This window comes from Sphingobacterium lactis, assembly GCF_011046555.1.
In the GTDB taxonomy this organism is placed as follows: domain Bacteria; phylum Bacteroidota; class Bacteroidia; order Sphingobacteriales; family Sphingobacteriaceae; genus Sphingobacterium; species Sphingobacterium lactis.
In genome coordinates, this window is sequence record NZ_CP049246.1 from 1,311,132 (window position 1) to 1,334,581 (window position 23,450).

Consider the following 23,450-nt stretch of genomic DNA (forward strand, 5'->3'; position numbering starts at 1 on the left):
TAAAAAGAAGCTTTTTCAGATTCAAAAATCAAAATATAACGATTGTTAGCAGTACTCGTCGAAGGCAGCAACTAGGTTGTCTGCGATCATTTGTGCCGGACGGCCTTCAATCATATGTCTTTCTATCATGTGTACCAATTTACCATCCTTGAACAAGGCCATTGCTGGCGATGACGGTGGGTAAGGCAACATGTACTGACGTGCTTTGTTCACTGCATCTGTCTCCATTCCAGCGAATACAGTGACTAATTTGTCAGGGTGTTTTTCGTTTTTCACCGCGTGTTTTGCTGCTGGGCGCGCATTTGCTGCCGCACAACCACACACCGAGTTCACTACGACGAATACGGTACCTTCAGCAGGGATAGCAGAATCTACTTCCTCAGCTGTTTTCAGTTCTTGGAATCCCGCGTCTACCAATTCCTGACGCATGGGAGCTACTAAATATTCTGGATACATAATTATCTCTTAAAATGATTTCTACAAATATAACCTTAATCAGAGGGTCCGTCAAGACATGAACCTCAAGAAAATGTCAATTTCTGCCGAATAATCGTCGAATGTTTTGAATTCAACTGGCTATCAAGTAATTTTGTGAACTTTAATTTAAATCGAGAACTATGTCATCATTAGAAACAACGTACGTGCCTTACAAAGTAAAAGATATCTCTTTAGCGGAGTGGGGTCGTAAAGAAATAGAATTAGCGGAAGCGGAAATGCCGGGTTTAATGTCCTTGCGTAAAGAATTCGGAGCGAGCAAGCCTTTAAAAGGAGCACGTATCGCCGGATGTTTGCACATGACCATTCAAACTGCGGTTTTGATCGAGACGTTGGTTGAATTGGGTGCTGATGTTTCCTGGTCATCCTGTAACATTTTTTCCACACAGGACCACGCCGCAGCGGCAATCGCAGCAGCAGGAATCCCTGTTTATGCTTGGAAAGGATTGACAGAAGAAGAATTTAACTGGTGTATCGAGCAGACCTTATTCTTCGGTGAAGACCGTCAGCCATTGAACATGATCCTTGATGACGGTGGTGACTTGACGAACATGGTATTCGATCAGTTTCCAGAGCTTATCGATGGCATTAAAGGACTGTCTGAAGAAACAACAACAGGTGTTCACCGTCTGTATGAGCGCATGAAGAACGGTACATTGCACCTTCCTGCCATCAACGTGAACGACTCCGTTACAAAATCTAAATTCGATAATAAATACGGATGTCGTGAGTCATTGGTGGATGCGATCCGCCGTGCTACGGATTTGATGCTTGCCGGAAAAGTAGCTGTCGTTGCCGGATACGGTGATGTAGGTAAGGGTTCTGCAGAATCCCTACGTTCAGCTGGTGTACGTGTGATCGTGACGGAAATCGACCCGATCTGTGCCCTTCAGGCAGCTATGGAAGGTTATGAAGTGAAGAAAATGGAGGATGCCATCAAGGAAGCCAATATTGTGGTAACCACAACAGGTAATAAAGATATTATCCGTCCGGAACACTTCAAAGCAATGAAAGATAAAACGGTGGTTTGTAATATCGGTCACTTCGATAATGAAATCGATGTAGCTTGGTTGAACGGTAACTACGGTACAACTAAAGTGGAGATCAAACCGCAGGTAGATAAATACACAATCGATGGCAAGGATATTATCCTATTAGCTGAAGGTCGTTTGGTGAACTTGGGTTGTGCTACTGGCCACCCATCATTCGTGATGTCTAACTCCTTTACCAACCAGACATTGGCACAATTGGAGTTGTGGACCAACACCGATCAATACGAGAAACAAGTATACACCTTGCCGAAGCACTTGGATGAGAAAGTTGCTCGTTTGCACTTGGCACATATCGGTGTGGAACTTGATGAACTTACTCCAGAGCAAGCTGAATATATCGGGGTAACAGTTGAAGGTCCTTACAAACCTGAAGCTTACCGTTACTAAGACCAGCTTCTTAACACATGGAAAAGCCCGCTTGAATATTTCAAGCGGGCTTTTTTTATGGCATTGCGCTTTATTTCTATGTGTTCCGTATCTTCTTTGTATCGAGGAAACGTGTGACACTTTCCAATCCGTTTTTCAGCCGTTCTTCTCCCAATCCAGAAACGAGGGCGACTTGTGCTCCTAGGTTTGCGAGTTCCTTTTTCCATATCTTCAGGAAATGCTCCCTTTCATTTGGGAAATCGCGTAAGGGGTCATCTTCCCAAGGGAGGTCAATGTCCATGAGCAGGTACAGATCATATTGTCGGCTCTTGATGGCATCGGTAACGACTGCAGGTGTAGAGCCGAAAAGATGGTCGGTCCATATCTTAACCGTTAGGATCGTCGTATCGCAGATCAGTAGGTTCTGCTTTGCCAAGGGGATCAGGGAGTCCTCGAGGGCAATCTGTCCATAGTACATGTTGACCTCATCCTGGACGGTGTATTGATTGTTCAGGTCCTGGCAATAATAGCGCGCATATTCGGGGACACAGATGGTATCCAATTGTTGCGCGAGGTATTGGGCCATGGTTGATTTTCCCGTAGATTCGGGGCCTACCACGGCAATCTTGATCAGACTTGTACTCGATTCCTCCATAGTTGGCAATATTACTGAAAATTCCGATAGGTTTTCTGCCAATCCCGATATCCATTCCAGGCAATGATGGCAAAAGCTAGGTATAGGACGGCAGTTAGCAGAAGGTCCTTGTGGAAATAGAGCGGGATGTAGCAGATATCGACGAACACCCAGAGCAGCCAATTTTGTAGGACCTTCCGCGTCATCAGAAACTGCGCCACAAAGCTGGTCGCCGTACAGAATCCATCGGCATAGGGTACATCCGAGTCGGTGTAGGTGTCCAGTGCATAACCCAACCCTGCAGCAAGCACGAGAATGACCACAACCGTGGCGACCATTTGCTTGGTCGTGAAGGAACTGATGGGCTTGTCTTCCGAATGGGCACGTTTATTCCAATAATACCATCCATATACCGCGGTGCCCAGAAAATAGATCTGCAGGACCGAATCGCCGTATAATTTGTTATGATAGAAAATATAGAGGTAGGTGAGGACCGAGATTATGCTGATGGGCCAATTCCAGATATTTTGCTTGGCAGCCAGGTAAACACAGAGGAAACCGGTGGTGGTTGCGAGCCATTCCAGGGCTGATGTTTGTAGGAATTGCTGGAAAAGTTGAGAGAGAAAATCTTGCATCCTTCAATTACTTTGGGTAACTAAAGATAGCAATAAATAGGAAAGAAAGAGTTTTTTGCGTTTACTGCACTAATTTATTCGCACAGTTTGTACTCGCAAAAGACTCGGGTTTCGCCTTGAAGATAAACCCCATACCCAAGATATAGCCCATGGCTTCTTTCAGGGCGGTATTAGACTGGAAATTTGGATTGGTGTTGATGTCGGCGTGGACCTCCAGGTCAATCTGATATTGGTCTAAGAGTGGGCATAGCTCGTATGCTGTTTCGATGGAGTGCTGTACCTCCAGCAGCATGCGTTCCTTGATGGTCATGTTGTGGGTCTTGCGGTCCTTGTGGATAAACATAAAGCCACCGCGATGTTCCCGAAGGAAGACGATGACGGTAGCAAATTCCACAACGCCACGCTTCACCTGTGAGTCGGTTCCGATATAGACCTTCAGCTTATTGCCGGCATCCTTTTCTCGGATAAGGGTTTCCTCAACTGCTGACCAGATCGGTAGCTTGATGGTTTCTCCATTGTATTTTTGCCATTCCATAATGTAAAAATTTGTTTATTAAATTTACTGATATGTACTTCATTATCTTGTTGTTATATGTTAAGTTATTGATAAGTCTATGTTTACTAATTGCGGATGAACCTATTCCTTGTTGCCATAGGCCAAGTCCCCAGCATCGCCCAGTCCCGGTACGATGTACGACTTGCTGGTCAGTTCATTATCCACTGCACCCACCCAGACATGGGCTTCAGGTAAAAATGCCTTCACATGCTGCAACCCTTCCTCAGAAGCGATCACCGTCGCGATGTGCAGTTCCTTGATGTCGTAGTCGCTCAACAGGTCCTTACAGCAGAGCACCAGGCTACGCCCGGTCGCCAGCATCGGATCCGCCACGATCACAATTTTATCATCCAAGTTAGGACAGTTCTGGTATTTCTTGTGGACCTCGAACTCACCGCTCTTTTTGGTATGGCGGTAGGCAGCAATAAAACCACTGTCGGCCCCATCGAAATAATTCAGAAACCCTTGATGGAAAGGTAATCCCGCCCGAATGATGGTCGCAATCACTGGCTGGTTCAGGATCAGGCTAGTCTCGGCCACCCCCAATGGAGTATCCACCTCCACCTGTGCATATTCGAAGGTCTTGCTGATTTCGTAGGCCATGATTTCCCCAAGGCGTTCCAGGTTTCTTCGGAACCGCATCCTGTCCTGTTGAACGTTTACATTTCTAAGCTCCGCCAAGAAATGGTTGGCGATCGTGTTCTGTTTTGTTAAGATAGTTGCCATGACAAAAAGTCTTGTTGAATACCAAAATACTAATAATTTTTGGGATTTTGTGTTAGTCAGGGCGATATCCGTAGAAGGGAATAATATTTGATTAACTTAGTGTACGAAAGGCAATTTATGAAATTTCAATTGACATCAGAATATAGACCTACCGGCGATCAACCTTCCGCAATCCAACAATTGGTGACGGGCGTTGATCAAGGAGAGGTGTACCAGACCCTATTGGGGGTTACCGGATCAGGTAAGACATTTACCGTGGCCAACGTCATTCAAGAGACGCAGAAGCCAACCCTGATCCTTAGCCATAACAAGACGCTGGCTGCCCAATTGTACGGGGAGTTCAAGCAATTCTTCCCCGATAATGCGGTGAATTACTTTGTGTCCTATTATGACTACTACCAGCCGGAAGCATTCATCGCCAGCTCGAACACGTATATCGAAAAGGATTTGGCAATCAATGAGGAGATTGAAAAGCTCCGATTGGCAACCACATCGGCACTTATGTCGGGCCGTCGCGATGTTATCGTGGTGTCATCGGTATCCTGTATTTACGGTATGGGTAATCCGGAGGATTTCTCCAGATCCATCTTCCGTTTTGGCGTCGGTACGACCATCAGCAGAAATGCTTTCCTCCATAAACTTGTGGAGATTCTGTATGCACGGACGACCGCTGAATTTAAGCGGGGTACATTCCGTGTTAAGGGAGATACCATCGATGTGTATCCGGCATACAAGGATACGGCCTATCGGATTTCCTTCTTTGGCGATGATATCGATGAGCTGAGTGAGATCGATCCAGTATCCGGTAAGACTTTGGAGAAACACGAGACCCTCGCGTTATTTCCGGCGAATCTCTTCGTTACGCCGAAGGAGAAATTCACGCAATCCATCTGGCAGATCCAAGATGAGTTGGTGATGCGCAAGGCGCAACTGGAAAATGATGGGAAGATGTTGGAGGCAAAACGCTTGGAAGAACGGGTAAATTACGACTTGGAGATGATGCGGGAATTGGGATACTGTTCGGGTATCGAGAACTACTCCCGATTCTTCGACGGTCGTCAGCCGGGTATGCGTCCTTTCTGTCTCCTGGATTATTTCCCGGATGATTACCTGTTGGTGATCGATGAAAGCCATGTGACCATTCCGCAGCTGCGCGCAATGTACGGCGGTGACCGTTCGCGGAAAATATCCCTTGTGGAACACGGATTCCGGCTACCGGCAGCCTTGGACAACCGTCCCTTGAACTTTCCGGAGTTTGAATCCCTGACGAATCAGACGATCTATGTTTCGGCCACACCGGGCGATTACGAGCTGCAACAGACCGAAGGTGTTTTTGTGGAACAGGTGATCCGCCCGACCGGTCTACTCGATCCGGTGGTGGAAGTACGACCTGCTATCAACCAAGTCGACGACTTCCTGGAAGAAGTGGATAAAACCATCAAAGAAGGTGGTCGTATCCTGGCAACCACACTGACCAAGCGGATGGCAGAGGAACTGACCAAATACATGACGCGATTGAACATCAAGGTGCGCTACATCCATTCCGAAGTAAAGACCCTGGAACGCGTGGAGATCCTGCGGGGCTTGCGCTTGGGTGAGTTTGATGTGCTGGTTGGGGTTAACCTTCTGCGGGAGGGATTGGACCTGCCGGAAGTGACTTTGGTGGCCATATTGGATGCCGATAAGGAAGGGTTCCTTCGTTCGGAGCGGTCCTTGATCCAGACCATTGGACGGGCGGCACGTAACGACAAGGGACGGGTCATCATGTATGCCGATAAGATGACAGACAGTATGCGTATCACCATCGAAGAGACAGATCGCAGACGGGATAAGCAAATCGCATACAACCAGGAGCATGGCATTACGCCGAGAACGGTAGGGAAAACCAAAGAAGAGATCTTGGAACAGACCTCTGTGGCGAACTTCAATGGGGAAGCGAAAATCTACGTGGAACCTGAACCTGGCGCAACTGTAGCTGCCGATCCGCTTATCGAGTACATGAGCGAAAAGGATATGAAAAAAGCCATCGAAACAGTGAGAAAACGGATGGAAAAAGCAGCCAAGGAAATGGAATTCCTGGAAGCTGCGAAATTGCGGGACGAGATGTTCGCCCTGGAAAAAGCTTTCGACGACAAATTCGGAAAATAACAGTAAAGAGAAAGGCCATTTGCATGCAAATGGCCTTTCTCTTTTATGTCCTGTTATTATTTCAATAACCAGATGAGCTGATTGATGTCATCCGTTCCGTTGAATTGACGTTTTACCGCCTCATCCAAGTGTTGGCTATTGTAATTGTTCTCCACGGCAGGGTACTTCCAACGCACCGGAATCTTCGTTGGTGCTTCGGAATTCAGACTCGTCGAAGGGTTGATCTTCCATTTCGGAAAACCTGTCCTTCTGTAATCGTAATAGGTCATGAATTCAGATTGTAGGAAGCTCGCCAAGTATTTCTCGGTGATGATTTCCTCAATTCGTGCTTCCGTTGCGGTTGGGAATTTACTGCCCATTTTTTGGACATGCGAAGCGATATAGTCATTCGATAGCGGCATGCCATGCGTATACCCTTCCGCGTTCGGCGTATTGGTCTGAATAAATTCCATGGATGCCTGGATACCTTTTTTGTACCAGTCTACCGGTTGATCGGCAATCCATCCGCGTGTGGCGGCCTCAGCGATCACTAAGCATAACTGAGCATAAGATAACTGCTGCGTAGGCTCGCCGGTAGGGATATCCAAATACCTGTTGTTCAATTTCGAGAAGTCTTTCGTATTCTTGATGCTCGTTACGACATCAAAAGGTAAGGATGGATCAATCCCCGCATAGGCATCGAATGCCGCTGGGGATTTCCCCTCGGCAATCCGTTTTTCTGAAGGATTTGCATAGAAGAATAACCTTCTGTCCTCCCGGGATTTCAAAGGTTCTATGATTTCAGAAGATATGATCGGGTAGATCGTGAAATTATTTCCCACTTTGTAGAAAGGGTACAGCTGTCCGCTTTTGTTCGCTCGTTTAAGTTCGTAATTGTCGCTGTTGGACGCAAAGATCGGCTTGTTGGATACGATTGTCCGAAAGCGACTCTTAATATTTAAATCTGCATCCGATTCTTTCTTGCTCAACTGAATCAGGACATGGAGCATAAAACTGTTCGTCAGTTTCCGCCATGAGGTGGTATTGCCCTTGTAGATGGGATCTCCCGAAAAGTTCTCGCCCTCCGAAAAAGCTTTGTCAGCCAATTCCAACTCCTTCAACACACCCAATAGCACATCCTTTTGCGTATCGTATTTAGGGAAGTAGTTCTTGTCGGATTCTCCTTTAAGTGCTTCGGCGTAAGGGATGTCGCCCAGATCCATGGTGGTATTGAAGAATTTCAGGGCACGGGAGAAATACATGAGGCCTTCGTAGGATTTGGCCAGTTTTTCCGTTGGTGCGAATTTGACCATGGATGCAAGGTCATTGATCGAAGTGAAGTTCAATTGGCCGCTATTGAACCCACCATTGTATTGGTAGCTTTCCACAAACTCCGTCCATACGATATTCTTGTTCAATAGATAAGGCATCATAAATGCCTTCTGGCTAGGTTGATTGGCCATATTTACGATTACGCGCGTGGCAATCATGGCCGGGGTAACCACATTGGTGGTTTCCGGATTGGTATTGATTTCCTCAAATTTGGAACATGATCCCAGGGCCAATGTGCTGGCACCGATAAGAAGGAATGTATATAAATTTTTCATTTTCATGTAATACTGATAATGGATGTTAGAAAGTCAAGTTCAGGTTAAAACCTACATAGCGAATGGATGGTGAGTTTAAGTCCTCAGCACCGCGGTCAGGATCGGAGAATTTATACTCCTTGGTCCATAGGAACAGGTTCTGGCCGGTAATGCCGACACTTGCACGCTTCGCTTTGAACCGCTCGGCCGTTTCTTTCGGCAGGTAGTAATTCAGGGAGACCTCTCTCAATTTGATGAATGTCTCGTCCCAGATATTCTGTCTTCCGGAATAGGCGGATTTCCAATAATTTTCATAGGAAACCTTGGTGTCATTTGCCGCAAATACACGGTCATCCTTAATAACCTGGCCATATTTGTCATAGCTTACCGAACCTGATACGATGCGTACGCCATTACCAATAAATGTTTTGTTGCTATTTACCACTTCTTCATAGCGTTCTTTGCTATCCGAATCCGGGTGTGCACCGGTCTGCCATAAACGGGCATTCATATTGGAGTAAGAGAGTCCACCCACACGACCATCTAAGCTGAAGGAAAGTCCGAAATCCTTATAAGTGAATTGGTTGGAAAGACCCCAGAACCATTTCGGTGCCGAGTATCCGAACAATTGCGCCGCGTAATTTGCCGAAACAGGCATACCGGCGGAATTGTGCACGACCTGCCCATCAGGCGAGCGTTCATAATCTCGTACCGTATAGTAATCCGTACGGAGTCCTTTTTTGATATAGAGCGCATCGGCAGAGTATTCTGGGTCCAATTGGTGGAAGAACTCCAGGTTCTGCGATAAGTTGGCCACAACATCCCATTGGAAATCCTGCTTCTTGATGGCTGCACCACCGATCGTAATTTCATGCCCCTTGGTCATCAACTGTTCTGCGGTATTGATCAGGCGTTTGTTGAAACCTGTACCGGAAGAGATCGTTGTTTCAATGGATCTGTTATGCAATAGACGGTAATAACGGGTGTAATTAGCATAGATGCGGTTGTTCAGGAAGGCCATGTCTACACCGATCTCCGTCAGGTCACGCTGGGTAGGGGAAATGGAGTAATCCTTGATGGTGGACGGGTATCCAGCCATGGTGAGCCCATCCCAAGCATTGGAACTGATGTTGTATGCTTGATTGATCACGTATGGATCGAGTACCTGCTTGGAAACGGCCCAAGAGCCTCGTGCTTTCAACATCGTCAACCAAGAAGGTTTGTAGTCTGGCAACAGGTCCGATAGGATAACACTTCCGGAAAGGGAAGGGTAGAAGAACGATCGGGTTTCCTTTGGCAATGCCGAAGACCAATCGTTACGGCCGGTTGCTTCCACGAAGATGGCATTCCGCCAGGATAGGGATGCACGTCCGTAGACACTGTTCAGCATGTTCTTTGTTTTTGACTCTCGTGTCGTGGTCGGGTCGATGGAATTATTCAGGGAATAAAATCCCGGAATTGCCAATCCGTTTACGGTCGAAGCCCAGATGCTGTTGTCCCTAACGTAGCTCACTGCTGCACCGGCAAGTCCTTCGATCGTAAAGTCTCCAAAGGTTTTGTTGGCGGTAAAGATCAGGTCATTGTTCGTCGCAAAACCATCCAGTTTACGGGTCCAGTATTTACCATTACTGTGGTATCCGCTGAAACCGCCGCGGGTACCGTAGATGCCCTGTGGGTTGGTCTGTTCCTGTGTCGTACCGTAATAGTCATATCCGGAGCGCAACATCACTTTCCCCCAATCCGAAAATTTATAATTAAGCGTTACGGCAGCATTCAATTTATTGTGCAGTTTGGACGTTAACTTTTCATGTGCTGAAAGATAAGGGTTATCATACCAAGCATTGTAGTGCCAATTCTGCTTCTGATCTTTTACCAACCAGTAATCCTTGTATTGGGATAGGTCATATTCGGGACCAGACCATACGAGGATGTTGTAGATGAAACCTTGATTACCATAGCCAGCTCCATAATCATTCGGCGCGAAGCTTCTGTTATAACCGAACCTGCTTTCCAAGCTGATCTTCTCGGAGATCTTTGTTTCTCCGGATACGGAGATATTGGTCATGTTCAACGTTTGATTTGGGTATTGCCCCTTGTTGTACACATGGTTGATGGAGGTACGGATGCTACCATATTCCCCCTGATTGGTAAAGCTAACACTGTTGTTGGAGATGATGCCTGGTTCCAAGAAATTCTGGAAGTTGTTCTTTCCGCGCGAAGTGAGCTCCGCCAATTCCATTTGCTTACTGATCGGGTTCCATTGCTCGTATTTGCGACCGATGTCCAACTTGTCTCCCCAGACATAATCGTTGGTATTGTACTTTCCGCCTTCACCCGCAGAGTAAGCACTTTGCACGGATGGCAATGCCAAGTGTCCTGCGAAGAACATGTTATTGGAATTGACATTGATCTCTGTTCCCTTTTTGTTCAAGCCCTTCTTGGTGGTGATCATAATAGCACCTCCGGCACCCTTGCTTCCGTAAAGTGCGGCTGCGGTGGATCCTTTCAAAACCGAGATGTTGGCAATATTATCCACGGGCACATCGCGCAGGTTCAGATTTTCATAGGCCACACCATCTATCACCAATAGGGCACTCATGCCGCGCAAGCTGATGGTCGGCATGGCGTTGAATTCCGTGCTGTTATTCACGCGAAGACCAGCAATGCGGCCTGTCAATGTCGTGCCGACATCGACTCCTTTTACTTTTTGTAACTGATCGCCTTTGATATCCTGAACGGCATAGCCTAGGGCTTTCTGCTCCCGCTTAATCCCCAATGCGGTGACAACAACTTCTTCAATGGATTGGTCGGAGGACGTCAAAGAATAGGTCATGTTATCGCCAGCTACGGCTTCCAACCTGTTGTAGCCCAATGTGGTGATCACGAGAGTAGGATTCGTTTCGCCACTGTGCAGTTGGAATTGGCCGTTTGCATCTGTCTGGCCCGCAACTTCGGTGCCCTTGATGCGAACGGTGACACCCTGTAGTGCTGCCCCGGTTTCCTGATCAACAATCTTTCCTTTAACGACCTGTTGGAGGGCACTGGTTGTGCGTGCGTTAGAGGGCGCATTACCGGTCCGAGGTTGAGCAGGTTTTGCTTTCACTTTCAGGATATAAGCGTTCTGACCAACGATCTCAGCCTCTACCTGATCGAATGTGACATCCTTGATGAAATTCGGCAGATCCGCTTTCTGGATGCGGTTGTTCTGAAAGTCATTCTTGATTTTCACATGCTTCAAGTTGGATTCATAATTGAAGCGGACGTTGAATTTACCCTCCAAGTGTTGGATAAGTTCGATCATGCTCCTGTCCTGAAAAGCAATGAGGTCCATGTTGGATGTGCACGGCGATGCGTGTAGCCCGCTGCACAATGCCAAAGCTAATGCTAATGTAATGGTTGGCTTCTTCATTAATTTTTATTGATAACGAGATTATAATTTTTGAATGTAGATTCTAGGATTTGGATGCTTTCTGGTAGGTTGTTGTCAGGGAGATAGCCTGTGAACCTCAGTCCCTGAAATTGCTTAGGTAACTGTAGGCTTTGTTCAGGGTAATGTCCTTTTAGGGTTTTGAGAACCTCATGAAGTGGCTCATCCGTAAAATAAAGCTGGTGCTCAGTCCAGGCCATATATTTCATGGTGTCGACGGCTGTTTTCTGGATATGCGGATAATCTGCCGTGATATACGCTTTTTCCTGCGGATTCAGGCGCACCTCCTGTGTGCCATGCTTCATGCCCAGTGATCCTTCTGTCAGCACCACCTCCTTGGCCGAAGGTGTAAACTTTAGGTTGAAACGTGTGCCATACACCTGAATGGAAGTTTCAGATTCGGATTGGACCTGAAAAGGCCGACTCGGATCTTTGGCCACGATGAAGAATGCTTCCCCCTGTAGCTTAACCTTCCTGAATGGCTCCGATTGGAAGGCATGGCTCTGGGTGAGTACGGCCTGTGGGCGAAGGAGGATAACTGATCCATCTTCCAAGGCAATCCGTAGGATATCTTCGGTGGTATTCGTGAAAATTTTATATTGGCTTTCCGGCGATTTAAGAAGGAAAAGGGAAGCACAGATGATGCTCAATAGGAGAGCAGCAATTCCTGCTACGGTCGTATATAATTTCCAGGTGTGCTTCTTTGGTTGGGTAATTCGGTTGAATATAGCTTCCGATTGATCTTCAGGTAGCTGATGTTGCAGATCGAATTGCTGGTTGAATTCCTCAGGGTCGAGAAGGTTAGCTGGTTCGTCCTGATCTTTCAAGAGTTCGAGGAACTCCTTCAGTTCACTTTCCGTACATTGATTGGCAAGGTATCTTCTATATAAATAACTAAAGCGGCTTGAATCCATTGAGTATATATGTCTTTAGTATATATACTGTGTTGGGTGACGAAAGGACGATAAGCAATGAAAATATTTTTTTGGGAATCGACTGGCTGTTGCGGAGGATGAAATCCTTGATGTATCTGTTGGATTTGACGATCTGATCCTTTACCGTGTTTTTGGATAATTGCAGCTCAACGGCGATGTCGTCATTGGATAGAAAGCTCTGTCGGCTCATCCTGAAAATCTGCTGTCTTTTTAGCGGCAGGTTGGCAATGGCTTCCTGGTAGAGGGACCACAATTCGCTGTAATTCTGTTGGTCTTCGGTACTGTTTTCACTCGGTGTTCCAGCCTGCTGGATGTAATGGGCATATTGACTGTACCGGTTGTTTTGCTTGAGCTCATCGAACACCAGGTTCTTACAGATACTGTACAGGTAGGCTTTGATATGCTGCTGGGCGTCGAGTTTCTCCTTTTGGTTCCAGAGACGCAGAAAGGCTTCCTGAACAATGTCTGCAGCGGCATCTTTGTCCTTTAAGTGATATACGGCGTAATTGTAAATTTGATTCTTATTTTCTTTATAAAATAAAGCAAAATTGAATGGATGATCATTCATGATATTAACTAAAAATGGGTATTTATTCTTTGAATCAAAGAATTTTTAATTTTTTGCAAATATCAGAACGTCATATTAATTTATGATTAAGTTAATAATATGTACATGTTTAATGTTTTTGGCATAAGGACTTATTTCAAGTGCAAAACGCTGGCGCAAGAGGTATACGGCCGGCTTGTGGGGTGGCTCTCTTGTGCCTTTGATGGAACCCACCACAACGCTGGCGCAAGAGTTGTGAAGAGGGGCATGGGAAACATTTTTTATGTGCCTACGGCATGTTTTTGGCACAAGTCCGCCAACGCACAACCCACATCAAAAGACTTGCACCAGCGTCCGAATTGACGCATTTAGGAGAGATTTTGGGAAGGGAACGGACGCGCTCTGCGCGCCCGTTCCCTTCCCAAAATCTCTCCCTTATATCAAGCCCACAATGCTGGCGCAAGAGTTGTGCGGCAGGCCTGTGCGGAGGATCTCTTGTGCCTTTGGAAATAAAATTGTGAGACGATTATGCGCCATGCAACCCCGCTAGGGGTGTCACTATTTTAGCACGTCACCCAAGATTAAATTGCCCCAACCCCCACATTTTTGGTTTGCTTTAGCAAACCAAAAATGTGGGGGTTGGGGCTTGACGATGTGTAGCCGTGTTGCTAAAATAGTGACACCCCTCCGGGGTTGCATGGCACAAACCTACATAAAGGCGAGTGTCAATATGCTGCGATATGAATGTCACCTAAATTCACGTCGGTTTGGGTGTAGAGGATGAGGGAAGTCTTTTTTTTATGTGCCTACGGCTTGTTTTTTGGCACAAGTCCGCCACCACACAACCCACTACAAAAGACGTGCGCCAGCGGGCGAAACGGCACGTTAAGGGTGGAATTTTTGGAGGGAATGAGCGCGCTCTGCGCGCCCATTCCCTCCAAAAATTCCACCCTTATATGAAGCCCACAATGCTGGCGCAAGAGTTGTGCGGATGGACATGTGCGGTTGATCTCTTGTGCCTTTGGCTTAAACTTATAGTTACACCCCTAGCGGGGTTATTTGGACTACCTAAAATGTTGCTAAAATAGTTACACCCCTCAGGGGTTTCATGGCGCAAACCTACATTAAGGCGAGTGTCAAAATGCTGCGGTATGAATGTCACCGTAATTGACGTAGGTGTTGAGGATGTGGAGGTTTTTTTTTATGTGCCTTTGGCGTTTTTTTAGGATAAAATACACCACCAATTTTTGTCCAAACGCAAAATATACCCATTTCCTTAAAACAGCTAACCAAAACACCCGGATAAGCGTTTAACCCCAATTTTACCATTTTTGCAAAATCAAACGCAACAAGCTGATTGACAATTTTTTACAACAAATCTCCTGTTTATTTCTTCCAAAAACTACCTGGACCTTGTCTGACATGCGTCCGTGGTGAGAGCGTACTGAGAGCGAGGTGAGAGCGTGCCTATAGCACGCTCTCACCTCGCGTACACTTCGGACGCATCTCGGATGCACCTCGGACAAGGTCCAGGCATCCCCCAAGTGGGTTTCTGGGAAAACATCATTTTACAGGAAATGTATTATGAATCGTACACGGAGTACGAAATTCAAAAGGTGAGAGCGTGTTGAGGGTATGAATTCTGTATGGAAATCAGGTGTTTTCTTCCGAATTCCTAATCTGTATGGGAAAGGGTCGATGCGAATGATCGTTTGACTAAATATAGGGAATTACTTTCTGTTCGAGGCCTTATTAAGCGTTTACTTGTGAGAGACGCATGGTGAGTTCTAAAAGGCTTCGACTTGGAAGACGATATAAGCACCGATTTATGGGATCAATTTTTCGATCACCGCCTTATTGTTATGGGTGCCGTAGAAAAGGATATAGTCCACTTTGGTTCCCAATCCGGAGGTGCCGTCCTTCTGCTTGATAAAGATCCGCTTGAGGCGGATTGATTTGCCGTTCACCGTTGTTTCCACGTACGCCGGTTTATGGGCAGGGGTAAACAGGTATAGTTTCTGGCTGGGCATGGAAACGATGGCGGCTTCGTAACCGTGTTGGCGTTTCTTCGTCGAGATGCCATAGGCAAAGGCGCGTTGTACGGCAGACAGCGGTTTGATGGCGCCATCTTCATCGTACAGTTCACGTTGCACCTTGATCGGGTCGTCCTGATCCAATTGGTGCTTGCCCCGATAGTTCAGGGAATAAAAAAACGTATTCTTTCCTCGATTATGTTGAATATAAAAGAGGAGGCCATTTTTATCGGAAGGTTCTGGATATCCTTCCTGGGCAATGATGGGTAACCCTGCAAGGAACATCAGTATTATAAAACACGTAATCCTAATCATGCCGCGCAAATTTTTTAGGAAGATACTGATATTCCATTAAGGGCAAGTAAAGTTAAGGTTAATCTTTAATCTCGTCGTCCACCGAACATTTTGGAAAACAACCAAATGACCAAAGCCACGGCTCCTACCACCAAAATAATTCCCCACCACATACCGGCTTTGAAGATCCCTTCGATCAGGTTACAAGAACTGAATAGCATACTTGCCAGGGCAACCCCTAAAAATCCTAATAATCTATTGTTCATAATATTTCTTTTACTGTAAAACAATATTAGCGGGTAAAAGTTTGGTTTCGTCTTTTTCAGGTAGAAAAACGCATGGGCAGGCGTATAAAAACGGAAAGTCCGAGCAGCTGCCCGGACTTTCCTATACGATTATATCACAAACGTGGCTTATTCTGCACGTAAGATTTTAGCGGCTTCCACCATGGATTCCAAAGCTGCCTTTGTTTCTGGCCAAGCACGAGTCTTCAAACCACAGTCTGGGTTCACCCATAGCTGCTCTGCAGGAACTACGGCTTTTGCTTTGCGCAATAGGTTCACCATCTCTTCGGTGCTAGGCACACGAGGGGAGTGGATGTCATATACACCAGGACCGATATCGTTCGGGTATTTAAAGTCTGCGAAAGCATCCAATAATTCCATTTGTGAACGAGAAGTCTCGATCGTGATTACGTCAGCATCCATTGCAGCGATATCTTGAATGATATCGTTGAATTCCGAGTAACACATGTGTGTGTGGATCTGCGTATCATCTTCCACATTGGAGGAAGAAACACGGAATGAACGAACCGCCCAATCCAAGTATGCCTGTTGGTCAGCTTTACGCAATGGAAGACCCTCACGGATTGCTGGCTCATCGATTTGGATGATCTTGATTCCTGCTTTTTCCAACGCTTGAACTTCATCCAAGATCGCCAAAGCGATTTGGTAAGTCGTTGTGGAACGTGGTTGGTCGTTACGTACGAATGACCATTGCAAGATTGTCACAGGACCAGTTAACATTCCTTTTACAGGACGGTTTGTCAAGGACTGTGCATATGCAGACCAACGTACGGTCATGTCTTCTGGACGGTAAACATCACCGAAGATAATCGGAGGTTTTACACAACGGGAACCGTAGGACTGTACCCAACCGTTCTGCGTAAAGGCATAACCAGCCAATTGCTCACCGAAATATTCTACCATGTCGTTACGCTCGAATTCACCGTGTACCAATACATCGATGTCCAATTCTTCCTGTAGACGGATGGTTCTTTCTGTTTCTTCAGCGATTTCCTTATCGTATTGTTCCTGAGTGATCGCACCTTTTTTCAAGTCTGCTCTCCATTTACGAACGTCTTTTGTTTGCGGGAATGAACCGATTGTTGTTGTCGCAAATCCAGGAAGGTTAAATTTCGCCTGTTGTGCTTCTTTACGTGCATTGAACGTAGAAGTACGTTTAGCGTCTTCATCCGTGATGTTGCTCACGCGGTTTTTCACTTCCGGTTTGTGGATCAATGGAGAAGTACGACGGCTTTCTGCAGCTTCTTTGTTCGCTTCGAAACGTTTTTGCGTTTCCGCATCAACATCACCTTCTGCCAATACAGCAAGGTCACGAACTTCCGCTAATTTCTGCTTCGCAAATGCCAACCAGTTTTTCACTTCCGCAGGAAGGGACTCTTCGTTGTTCTCATTGTCCAAATCGAAAGGAACGTGCAATAGGGAAGAAGATGGAGCGATCCATACACGGTCTTTACCTAATGCATCTACTGCTTGTTTGATTTTCTTCAATGAATTTTCGTAATCATTTTTCCAAATGTTACGGCCTTCAACTACCCCTAAGGAAAGGGTTAGGTTGGCAGGAACTTTCGCCAATATGGTGTCGAGTTGGTTTTCACCACGGACAAGGTCCAAGTGAAGTGCATGCACAGGAAGATTCACAGCGATATCCTCATTGTCGCGCAATGCCTCGAAGTAAGTTGCAACGATTAATTTGATGCCTTTTGCTGCAGCAGCTAATTTTTCGAATACTTCAGGGTATAAAGCTTTCGTAGCATCATCGATATCCAATGCCAAGAAAGGCTCATCGATCTGCACATATTTTGCGCCAGCATCAGCAAGCTTGCCCAAGATCTCTTCGTAAACCGGTAATAGTTTGTCGATAAGATCGATACGGTTGAAGCCAGCTTCTTTTTCCTTACCCAACAAAAGGTAAGTGATCGGGCCGATCAAAACAGGTTTTGTCTCGATACCCAATTTTTTTGCTTCGTTGTATTCGTTCAAGAATTTCTCGGAAGTCAATTTGAATTCCTGATCCTTCACGAATTCAGGAACGATATAGTGGTAGTTCGTATCAAACCACTTGGTCATTTCCATCGCTGTCACATCGACACCGCCTTCTTGGAAACCACGAGCCATCGCAAAGTACAGATCCAAGTTGTACTGACGGTCGATTTTGTTCAATAGGGAATTGTAACGCGCAGGGATAGCGCCTACAGTTAATGATAAGTCAAGAACTTGGTCATAGAAAGAAAAATCGTTGGAAGGGATTAATTCGATGCCGTTCTCTTTTTGAGTGTTCCAATTGCTTTCACGGATTTTAAGTCCTGCTTGCAATAATTCTTCCGCGCTGATCTTTTTCGCCCAGTAAGCCTCATTAGCTTTTTTCAATTCACGGAAGGCGCCCACACGTGGGTAACCTAAATTGTTTGTTAATAGCATATAGTTCTACTAAATTAAATGTTCAATATGTCTTTTTTGCTAAGAGAAGGCTACTAAGGACTCATGTAACCAGCTTATCGTTCCTTTATCAGGTAGAATGTAGCACCTTGTCAAGTGACAGGTTGCTAAGGCTTCATTGGGTCTAGTCCCTCTGCCTTTCTCTATAAGCGGTGGCTAAGTTAGGGAGAAGATTTTATATATGCAAATTAGATTTGAGATGTGAGATATGAGATGTGAGATAGAAAGGGTCCTTTAGATTTGAGATGCTAGATTTGAGATATGTGATAGGAAGGTTGTAGATATGTTTTTTATGATTTTTTAAAGTTTTGCGAATTAAAATTTAAAAAAAATAAATGGGTAACGGAAATTTCCGTTACCCATATAAATATCTCAACTCTTATATCTCAGATCTGGCCACCACATATCACCCTCACTGTCACATATCTCATATCTCAAATCTCTCATCTATCTCTCGTATCGGGCCACCACATATCACCCTCACTGTCTCAAATCTCACATCTCAAATCTAACATCTAACTCTCATATCTCACATCTCAAATCTCATATCTGGCCACCACATTACATGTGGTGGCCAAACTAGCTGACCAACAACTTATATCCCTTGCCATGTACATTGACGATTTCCACGTTGGGATCTTCCTTCAGGTATTTTCTCAATTTGCTGAGGAATACGTCCATACTGCGGCCGGTGAAGTAGTTGTCGTCGTGCCAGATTTTGATCAGGGCTTCCTCACGTGTCAGGACATCGTTTTTCTTGAGGCATAGCAGGCGCAACAGCTCGGCTTCCTTCGTGGAGAGCTTTTGCTGCTGTCCTTTGTAGGAAATGATCTGGCTGGTGTAGTCAAAGAAGTAGTCGCCGATTTCAAATTTGTCGGACACTTCTTCCTCCTTGTCCTTGGCCGCTCTTTTCAGGAGTGCGTTAATGCGGAGCAGGAGTTCTTCCACGCGGAAAGGCTTGGTGATGTAATCATCGCCACCCAGCTCGAAAGCCTGCGTTTTATCTTCCATCATGCCCTTTGCGGTAGCATAGATGATGGGGATGGTCTGATTGATCTTCCGGATGTCCTTACCCAGGGAGAAACCATCCTTTTTGGGCATCATGATATCCAGGATGCACAAATCGAATTCATCCTTGCGGAATGCATCCATTGCTTCTTGACCATCGACACAAAGTACGACGTCAAATTTCCCTTTCAGCTCCAGGTAATCCTTTAACAATTCGCCTAGGTTCGGGTCGTCTTCCGCTAATAATATCTTTTGATTCATATGTGTCCTTTATAATAATGATTATGCAACTTCCTTTGATGCATTCTTCAAAGGTAAAGTTACTTCAAATTGTGTGCCTTTATCTTTTTCGCTCTTTACGGTAATCTTGCCGTTGAGGCGTCTAATAATATCGTTGACATAACTTAATCCCAGTCCGAAACCCTTTACATTGTGGATGTTTCCCGTCGGGATGCGGTAGAATTGGTCGAAAATCTTCTCCGCCTGATCCTTAGTCATGCCCATGCCCTTGTCGGCCACGGAGATGACGATCTGGTTCCCCCGATTAAATGTACGGAAAGTAATTTCGGGTTTATCCTTGGCGTACTTAATGGCGTTGTCCACCAGATTGAACATGACGTTGGAGAGGTGGAGTTCGTCGCCGATCACCAGGTCATTGGTCGCCTCCAAGTTAACATTCAGGATACCATCCGCCTTCTCCAATTGCAGGCGCATACTTTCCAGTACAGCGTGCGCAATGGTATTGATATGGACGTTCACCCGTTCGATCTTGAGGTTTTCCTTTTCGAGGCGGGCAATATTCAAAACGCGCTCGATATGGGAGCCTAGGCGCACGTTCTCATCATAGATGATATTTGCCAATTTGCTGACGCGCTTGCCGTCGGCTGATATTTCCGGATCCTTTAGGGATTCGCTGGCGATCATGATGGTGGCCACTGGTGTTTTGAACTCGTGGGTCATGTTGTTGATGAAGTCGGTCTTCATCTCCGAGATTTTTTTCTGCTTAAAGATAATGCTCAGGGTATAGGCAAAACATCCGATCAATAGCGCCAATAGTGCTAGGATGGTCGGGAACAGCCAATAGCCCATGGTTTCCGCAATGATTCCCCCTTTGTTGGGAAAATAGATGCTCAGCTCACCGGGGGATTGGCCTTGGTCACCCTGGAAAAGTCGTGCCGTATAGAGCGTCGGGTTCTTTACTTCTTTGAGATCCTCCTCGCCAAATTGATAGACTCCCTGGAATACCGCAGGGCTGCTCTTTGAATCTTTGATCTCCATCACGAAGGATGAGTTGACACCGCGTTCGTTAAGTTCCTTGGCGAGCAGTTTCAGGGAGTAGGGACCATTGATCCGTTCGGCCAGTGGGCGTTTCGCCAATTCCATTCCACGTGCAACATCAGCAACAACGGAGCTCTTTTTGCCACCGAGGATAGCGATGCTGTCAAATAGGGTATGGGCTCCACCAAGTTTCTGGGTCCGCAATTTCTGGAGCTTTCCTTCCAACTCCGTAGCTTTGGACAGGATGCGTTTATTGACTTCCGGCGGTAGGGTACTGATCTTAAAATCAGCGGCCACCACGGAGTTGACCGGGAATATCGGAATCAGGAAACGGGTACTGTCGTCTTTTGCCGGAACCGGCTTAAGCGCACGGGTGGCTTCAATATTGGTAAATTCCGCAATGGTATTGTCCGGCGTGAATTCCTGCTGCAGGGTCACACGGACCAAGTGCCGATATTCTTTCCGACGGATGTACGTTTCGAAAAATTCATTGTTGATCTCCACGGCAGGAAACTGCTGATTCAGCTGCGTCCGCAGGGAGTTGAAATTCTGGGTGTGCAGAAAGGCCAAGCGTTGTAGGATCTTGATGCTGTCCTGGTATTGCAGCTGTAGCGCCAGTAATTTCTCGTTCTTCTGCAGGCGCTCTTGGTCTGCCCGAAATTTCTTCTGGTTTTCACGCTCCTGCTGCCGAGCGAAATCATAGATCTCCTTGCGTTCGATCTTGTTCGCAACAGCAGAAAGGGAAGCCTTGACTTCTTCATCAAAAAGTTTGGATTCCTTATGGAAGGATTCGCGCACGAAATAATATTGCATCGCCATTACGCCGATCAACGCAATGGACATCAACCCAATAATTAATGCAATACTTCTTTTCTTCATTTGTTACAAAAGTAATAAGGTGATTTTGCTAATTTTCTCATTTAACACAATTTAACAGCGCATTTAAGCGGATTTTCTGAAATTTAAATTGTTAATCGTAATTTAAATGTGAATTAAAATAGCTGATTATGAAAGTATTCTCCCTGCTCGTACTATTGATGATGGTTTGGTGTTTTTCTTCATCTGCTCAAAATAAAGAAAAAAAATCAGAAAAGGAATCGACCAAAGCTGCAAAGACCCCAGCGCTGCGGGATAGCAGTATCTTTCCGAATTATAAAGATTCCCTGGTGATCGATATTGTTCCGCAGAAGCGGAAGGATGTTCCCTTTCCGAACATCACAGGTAAGAACCAAGATGATGGTTCCATTGCCATCCCGAATGCCGGAAAGAAACCGCTTCTCCAAGGTCAGGATGACAGTGTAATCCTCCGGAAAGACCTGCCTGGAGATAAGTCGGTTCCGATGAAAGGAACAGAACGGTTGGACCGTAAACAACGCGGGAATGCAATCGATACTCTAAAGACGGAAAAGATTATCAAGAAATAGGTCTCCCTAGGGGATTAAAAACATAGAAAAAGCCGCCAGTGGATAATTCCATTGGCGGCTTTTTTATGCGTTTTCCGTTTTTCAGGGTTATTTCACTTCTGAAACGCGAATCGTATTTGTTCTACCTTTTTCGTGTAGCGGCGTTGATGACGTGTTGATCACGATCTGGCCAGGCTCTACCAAGTGGTTTTCACGAAGGAGTTTATTCACATCCTGGATCGTACCATCCGTACTTTCGTATTTCTCGTACATGAAAGCTTGTGCTCCCCATACCAGACTCAATGTACGCAATAACGTCTTGTTTCCTGTGAAGACATAGATGTCTGCATCCGGGCGGTAACTCGCAATCTCCATCGCTGTATAGCCAGAAGAAGTCATGACCGCGATTGCTGACGCATTTGTTTTCTCAGCAAGGAAAATGGATGAGCTACAGATGGCATCAGGGATACGGGTAACCGCTACAGTTCCTAATGTTTGTTTTTCGCTATAGTAAGGATATGAAGTAGCCTCCACATGGGTGATTACTTTCGCCATGGTCTCGATAACGATTTCCGGGAATTCACCAACGGAAGTTTCACCGCTCAACATTACGGCATCCGCACCATCGATAACAGAGTTCGCGACGTCATTTACCTCTGCACGCGTAGGGCGTGGCGTAGTGATCATACTCTCCAACATTTGAGTAGCAATGATTACCGGCTTGGACAGGTCACGACATTTCTGTGCAATAATTTTCTGCAATCCTGGAACCTCTTCCATCGGAAGTTCAACGCCCAGGTCACCACGTGCCACCATGATGGCGTCCGTTGCTTCGATGATCGCATCGATATTCTCAATAGCTTCCGGTTTCTCGATCTTCGCGATTACGCGCGCATGTGAACCTTTTTCTTTGATGATCTCCTTACATTGGTGGATATCCTCTGCAGAACGCACGAATGACATCGCGATCCAATCAGCACCGTGATCCAAAGCGAAGTTCAGGTTGTCCAAATCCTCTTCGGTCAGGGATGGGATGGATACCTTGGTGTTCGGCAAGTTGACCCCTTTTCTGGATGTAAGGATACCGCCGTGCACAACCTCACACTTCACCGTGTCCTTATGGTTGGTTGAAAGGACACGAAGTTGAAGCTTACCGTCATCCAATAGGATGATCTCGCCTTCCTTCACATCGTTCGGGAAGTTTTCGTACGTGATATAGATCTGTTTCTCGTCACCGATCAATTCGTGTGTCGTGATTTCCAGTTCGCTGCCATTCACCAGGATGGCACCGCCTTCTTTCACTTTACCGATACGGATTTTTGGGCCCTGTAAATCGGCAAGGATACCAACATTGAAAGGGTGTTCTGCGTTAATTTCATTGATTGTGTTGATCACTTTCAGGTGATCTTCCTGAGAACCGTGTGAAAAGTTAAGGCGACAAACGTCTACACCTTTAGCAATCATACGGGTTAAAACATCTTTTTTTGAAGAAGCCGGACCTAATGTGGCTACGATTTTGGTCCGCTTTTTTAATTTATCCATTTAAATTAGTTTTAAATTTATATTCTATTTTATCAAGTTTTGCTTTTCTTTCCTCTTGAAAAGCA

General features: G+C 45.9%; 18 protein-coding genes and 1 riboswitch. Of the genes, 3 read left to right on the forward strand and 15 right to left on the reverse strand.

Annotated elements, in window-relative coordinates; all coding sequences use genetic code 11:
* Positions 1-45: 45 nt before the first annotated feature.
* Complete coding sequence (locus G6N79_RS05695; RefSeq protein ID WP_103906712.1) at positions 46-456, reverse strand: BrxA/BrxB family bacilliredoxin; 411 nt, start codon at positions 454-456, stop codon at positions 46-48.
* 161 nt (positions 457-617) lie between these two features.
* On the opposite strand from G6N79_RS05695, the gene ahcY reads away from it, so the two are divergent.
* Complete coding sequence (gene ahcY, locus G6N79_RS05700) at positions 618-1,934, forward strand: adenosylhomocysteinase (protein ID WP_103906713.1); 1,317 nt, start codon at positions 618-620, stop codon at positions 1,932-1,934.
* 76 nt (positions 1,935-2,010) lie between these two features.
* Here ahcY and G6N79_RS05705 read toward each other — a convergent pair whose 3' ends face one another.
* From G6N79_RS05705 to upp, 4 genes are all read right to left on the reverse strand, one after another.
* On the reverse strand, positions 2,011-2,568 hold the full coding sequence (locus tag G6N79_RS05705) for an AAA family ATPase (protein ID WP_103906714.1): 558 nt from the start codon (positions 2,566-2,568) through the stop codon (positions 2,011-2,013).
* Positions 2,569-2,579: 11 nt separating this feature from the next.
* Positions 2,580-3,182, reverse strand: a complete 603-nt coding sequence (gene pnuC / locus G6N79_RS05710; RefSeq protein ID WP_103906715.1) for a nicotinamide riboside transporter PnuC — start codon at positions 3,180-3,182, stop codon at positions 2,580-2,582.
* Between the two features lie 61 nt (positions 3,183-3,243).
* Complete coding sequence (locus G6N79_RS05715; protein ID WP_103906716.1) at positions 3,244-3,717, reverse strand: ribonuclease H-like YkuK family protein; 474 nt, start codon at positions 3,715-3,717, stop codon at positions 3,244-3,246.
* Positions 3,718-3,819: 102 nt separating this feature from the next.
* Positions 3,820-4,464 (reverse strand): uracil phosphoribosyltransferase, encoded by a 645-nt coding sequence (gene upp, locus G6N79_RS05720; protein WP_103906717.1) that lies wholly within the window; start codon positions 4,462-4,464, stop codon positions 3,820-3,822.
* Positions 4,465-4,581: 117 nt separating this feature from the next.
* Here upp and uvrB point away from each other — a divergent pair, with 117 nt between their 5' ends.
* A complete protein-coding gene (gene uvrB, locus G6N79_RS05725; protein ID WP_103906718.1) occupies positions 4,582-6,612 on the forward strand; it encodes an excinuclease ABC subunit UvrB in 2,031 nt (676 codons plus the stop codon).
* A gap of 56 nt (positions 6,613-6,668) precedes the next feature.
* Here the strand turns inward: uvrB and G6N79_RS05730 are convergent, their stop codons facing one another.
* From G6N79_RS05730 to G6N79_RS05770, 9 genes are all read right to left on the reverse strand, one after another.
* A complete protein-coding gene (locus G6N79_RS05730) occupies positions 6,669-8,198 on the reverse strand; it encodes a SusD/RagB family nutrient-binding outer membrane lipoprotein (protein WP_234993214.1) in 1,530 nt (509 codons plus the stop codon).
* Positions 8,199-8,223: 25 nt separating this feature from the next.
* A complete protein-coding gene (locus tag G6N79_RS05735; protein WP_234993215.1) occupies positions 8,224-11,586 on the reverse strand; it encodes a SusC/RagA family TonB-linked outer membrane protein in 3,363 nt (1,120 codons plus the stop codon).
* Positions 11,586-12,518 (reverse strand): FecR family protein, encoded by a 933-nt coding sequence (locus G6N79_RS05740; RefSeq protein WP_103906721.1) that lies wholly within the window; start codon positions 12,516-12,518, stop codon positions 11,586-11,588. Before G6N79_RS05740 ends, G6N79_RS05735 begins: the two co-directional genes overlap by 1 nt.
* Entirely contained in the window at positions 12,499-13,107 is a 609-nt protein-coding gene (locus G6N79_RS05745) for a sigma-70 family RNA polymerase sigma factor (RefSeq protein WP_103906722.1), read from the reverse strand. Before G6N79_RS05745 ends, G6N79_RS05740 begins: the two co-directional genes overlap by 20 nt.
* Before the next feature lie 1,805 nt (positions 13,108-14,912).
* Positions 14,913-15,434 carry a DUF4833 domain-containing protein gene (locus G6N79_RS05750; RefSeq protein WP_103906725.1) on the reverse strand — a complete coding sequence of 174 codons (522 nt, stop codon included), beginning with the start codon at positions 15,432-15,434 and terminating at the stop codon, positions 14,913-14,915.
* A gap of 65 nt (positions 15,435-15,499) precedes the next feature.
* Positions 15,500-15,679 (reverse strand): hypothetical protein, encoded by a 180-nt coding sequence (locus tag G6N79_RS05755; RefSeq protein ID WP_103906726.1) that lies wholly within the window; start codon positions 15,677-15,679, stop codon positions 15,500-15,502.
* A gap of 147 nt (positions 15,680-15,826) precedes the next feature.
* Positions 15,827-18,136 (reverse strand): 5-methyltetrahydropteroyltriglutamate--homocysteine S-methyltransferase, encoded by a 2,310-nt coding sequence (gene metE / locus G6N79_RS05760; protein ID WP_103906727.1) that lies wholly within the window; start codon positions 18,134-18,136, stop codon positions 15,827-15,829.
* Positions 18,137-18,207: 71 nt separating this feature from the next.
* Positions 18,208-18,306, reverse strand: a riboswitch (SAM riboswitch).
* A 427-nt stretch (positions 18,307-18,733) separates the two neighbouring features.
* Positions 18,734-19,423 carry a response regulator transcription factor gene (locus tag G6N79_RS05765; protein WP_103906728.1) on the reverse strand — a complete coding sequence of 230 codons (690 nt, stop codon included), beginning with the start codon at positions 19,421-19,423 and terminating at the stop codon, positions 18,734-18,736.
* 21 nt (positions 19,424-19,444) lie between these two features.
* Complete coding sequence (locus G6N79_RS05770; RefSeq protein ID WP_103906729.1) at positions 19,445-21,319, reverse strand: sensor histidine kinase; 1,875 nt, start codon at positions 21,317-21,319, stop codon at positions 19,445-19,447.
* Between the two features lie 128 nt (positions 21,320-21,447).
* On the opposite strand from G6N79_RS05770, the gene G6N79_RS05775 reads away from it, so the two are divergent.
* Complete coding sequence (locus G6N79_RS05775) at positions 21,448-21,864, forward strand: hypothetical protein (protein WP_103906730.1); 417 nt, start codon at positions 21,448-21,450, stop codon at positions 21,862-21,864.
* 87 nt (positions 21,865-21,951) lie between these two features.
* Here the strand turns inward: G6N79_RS05775 and pyk are convergent, their stop codons facing one another.
* A complete protein-coding gene (gene pyk, locus G6N79_RS05780) occupies positions 21,952-23,385 on the reverse strand; it encodes a pyruvate kinase (RefSeq protein ID WP_103906731.1) in 1,434 nt (477 codons plus the stop codon).
* Between the last annotated feature and the right edge of the window lie 65 nt (positions 23,386-23,450).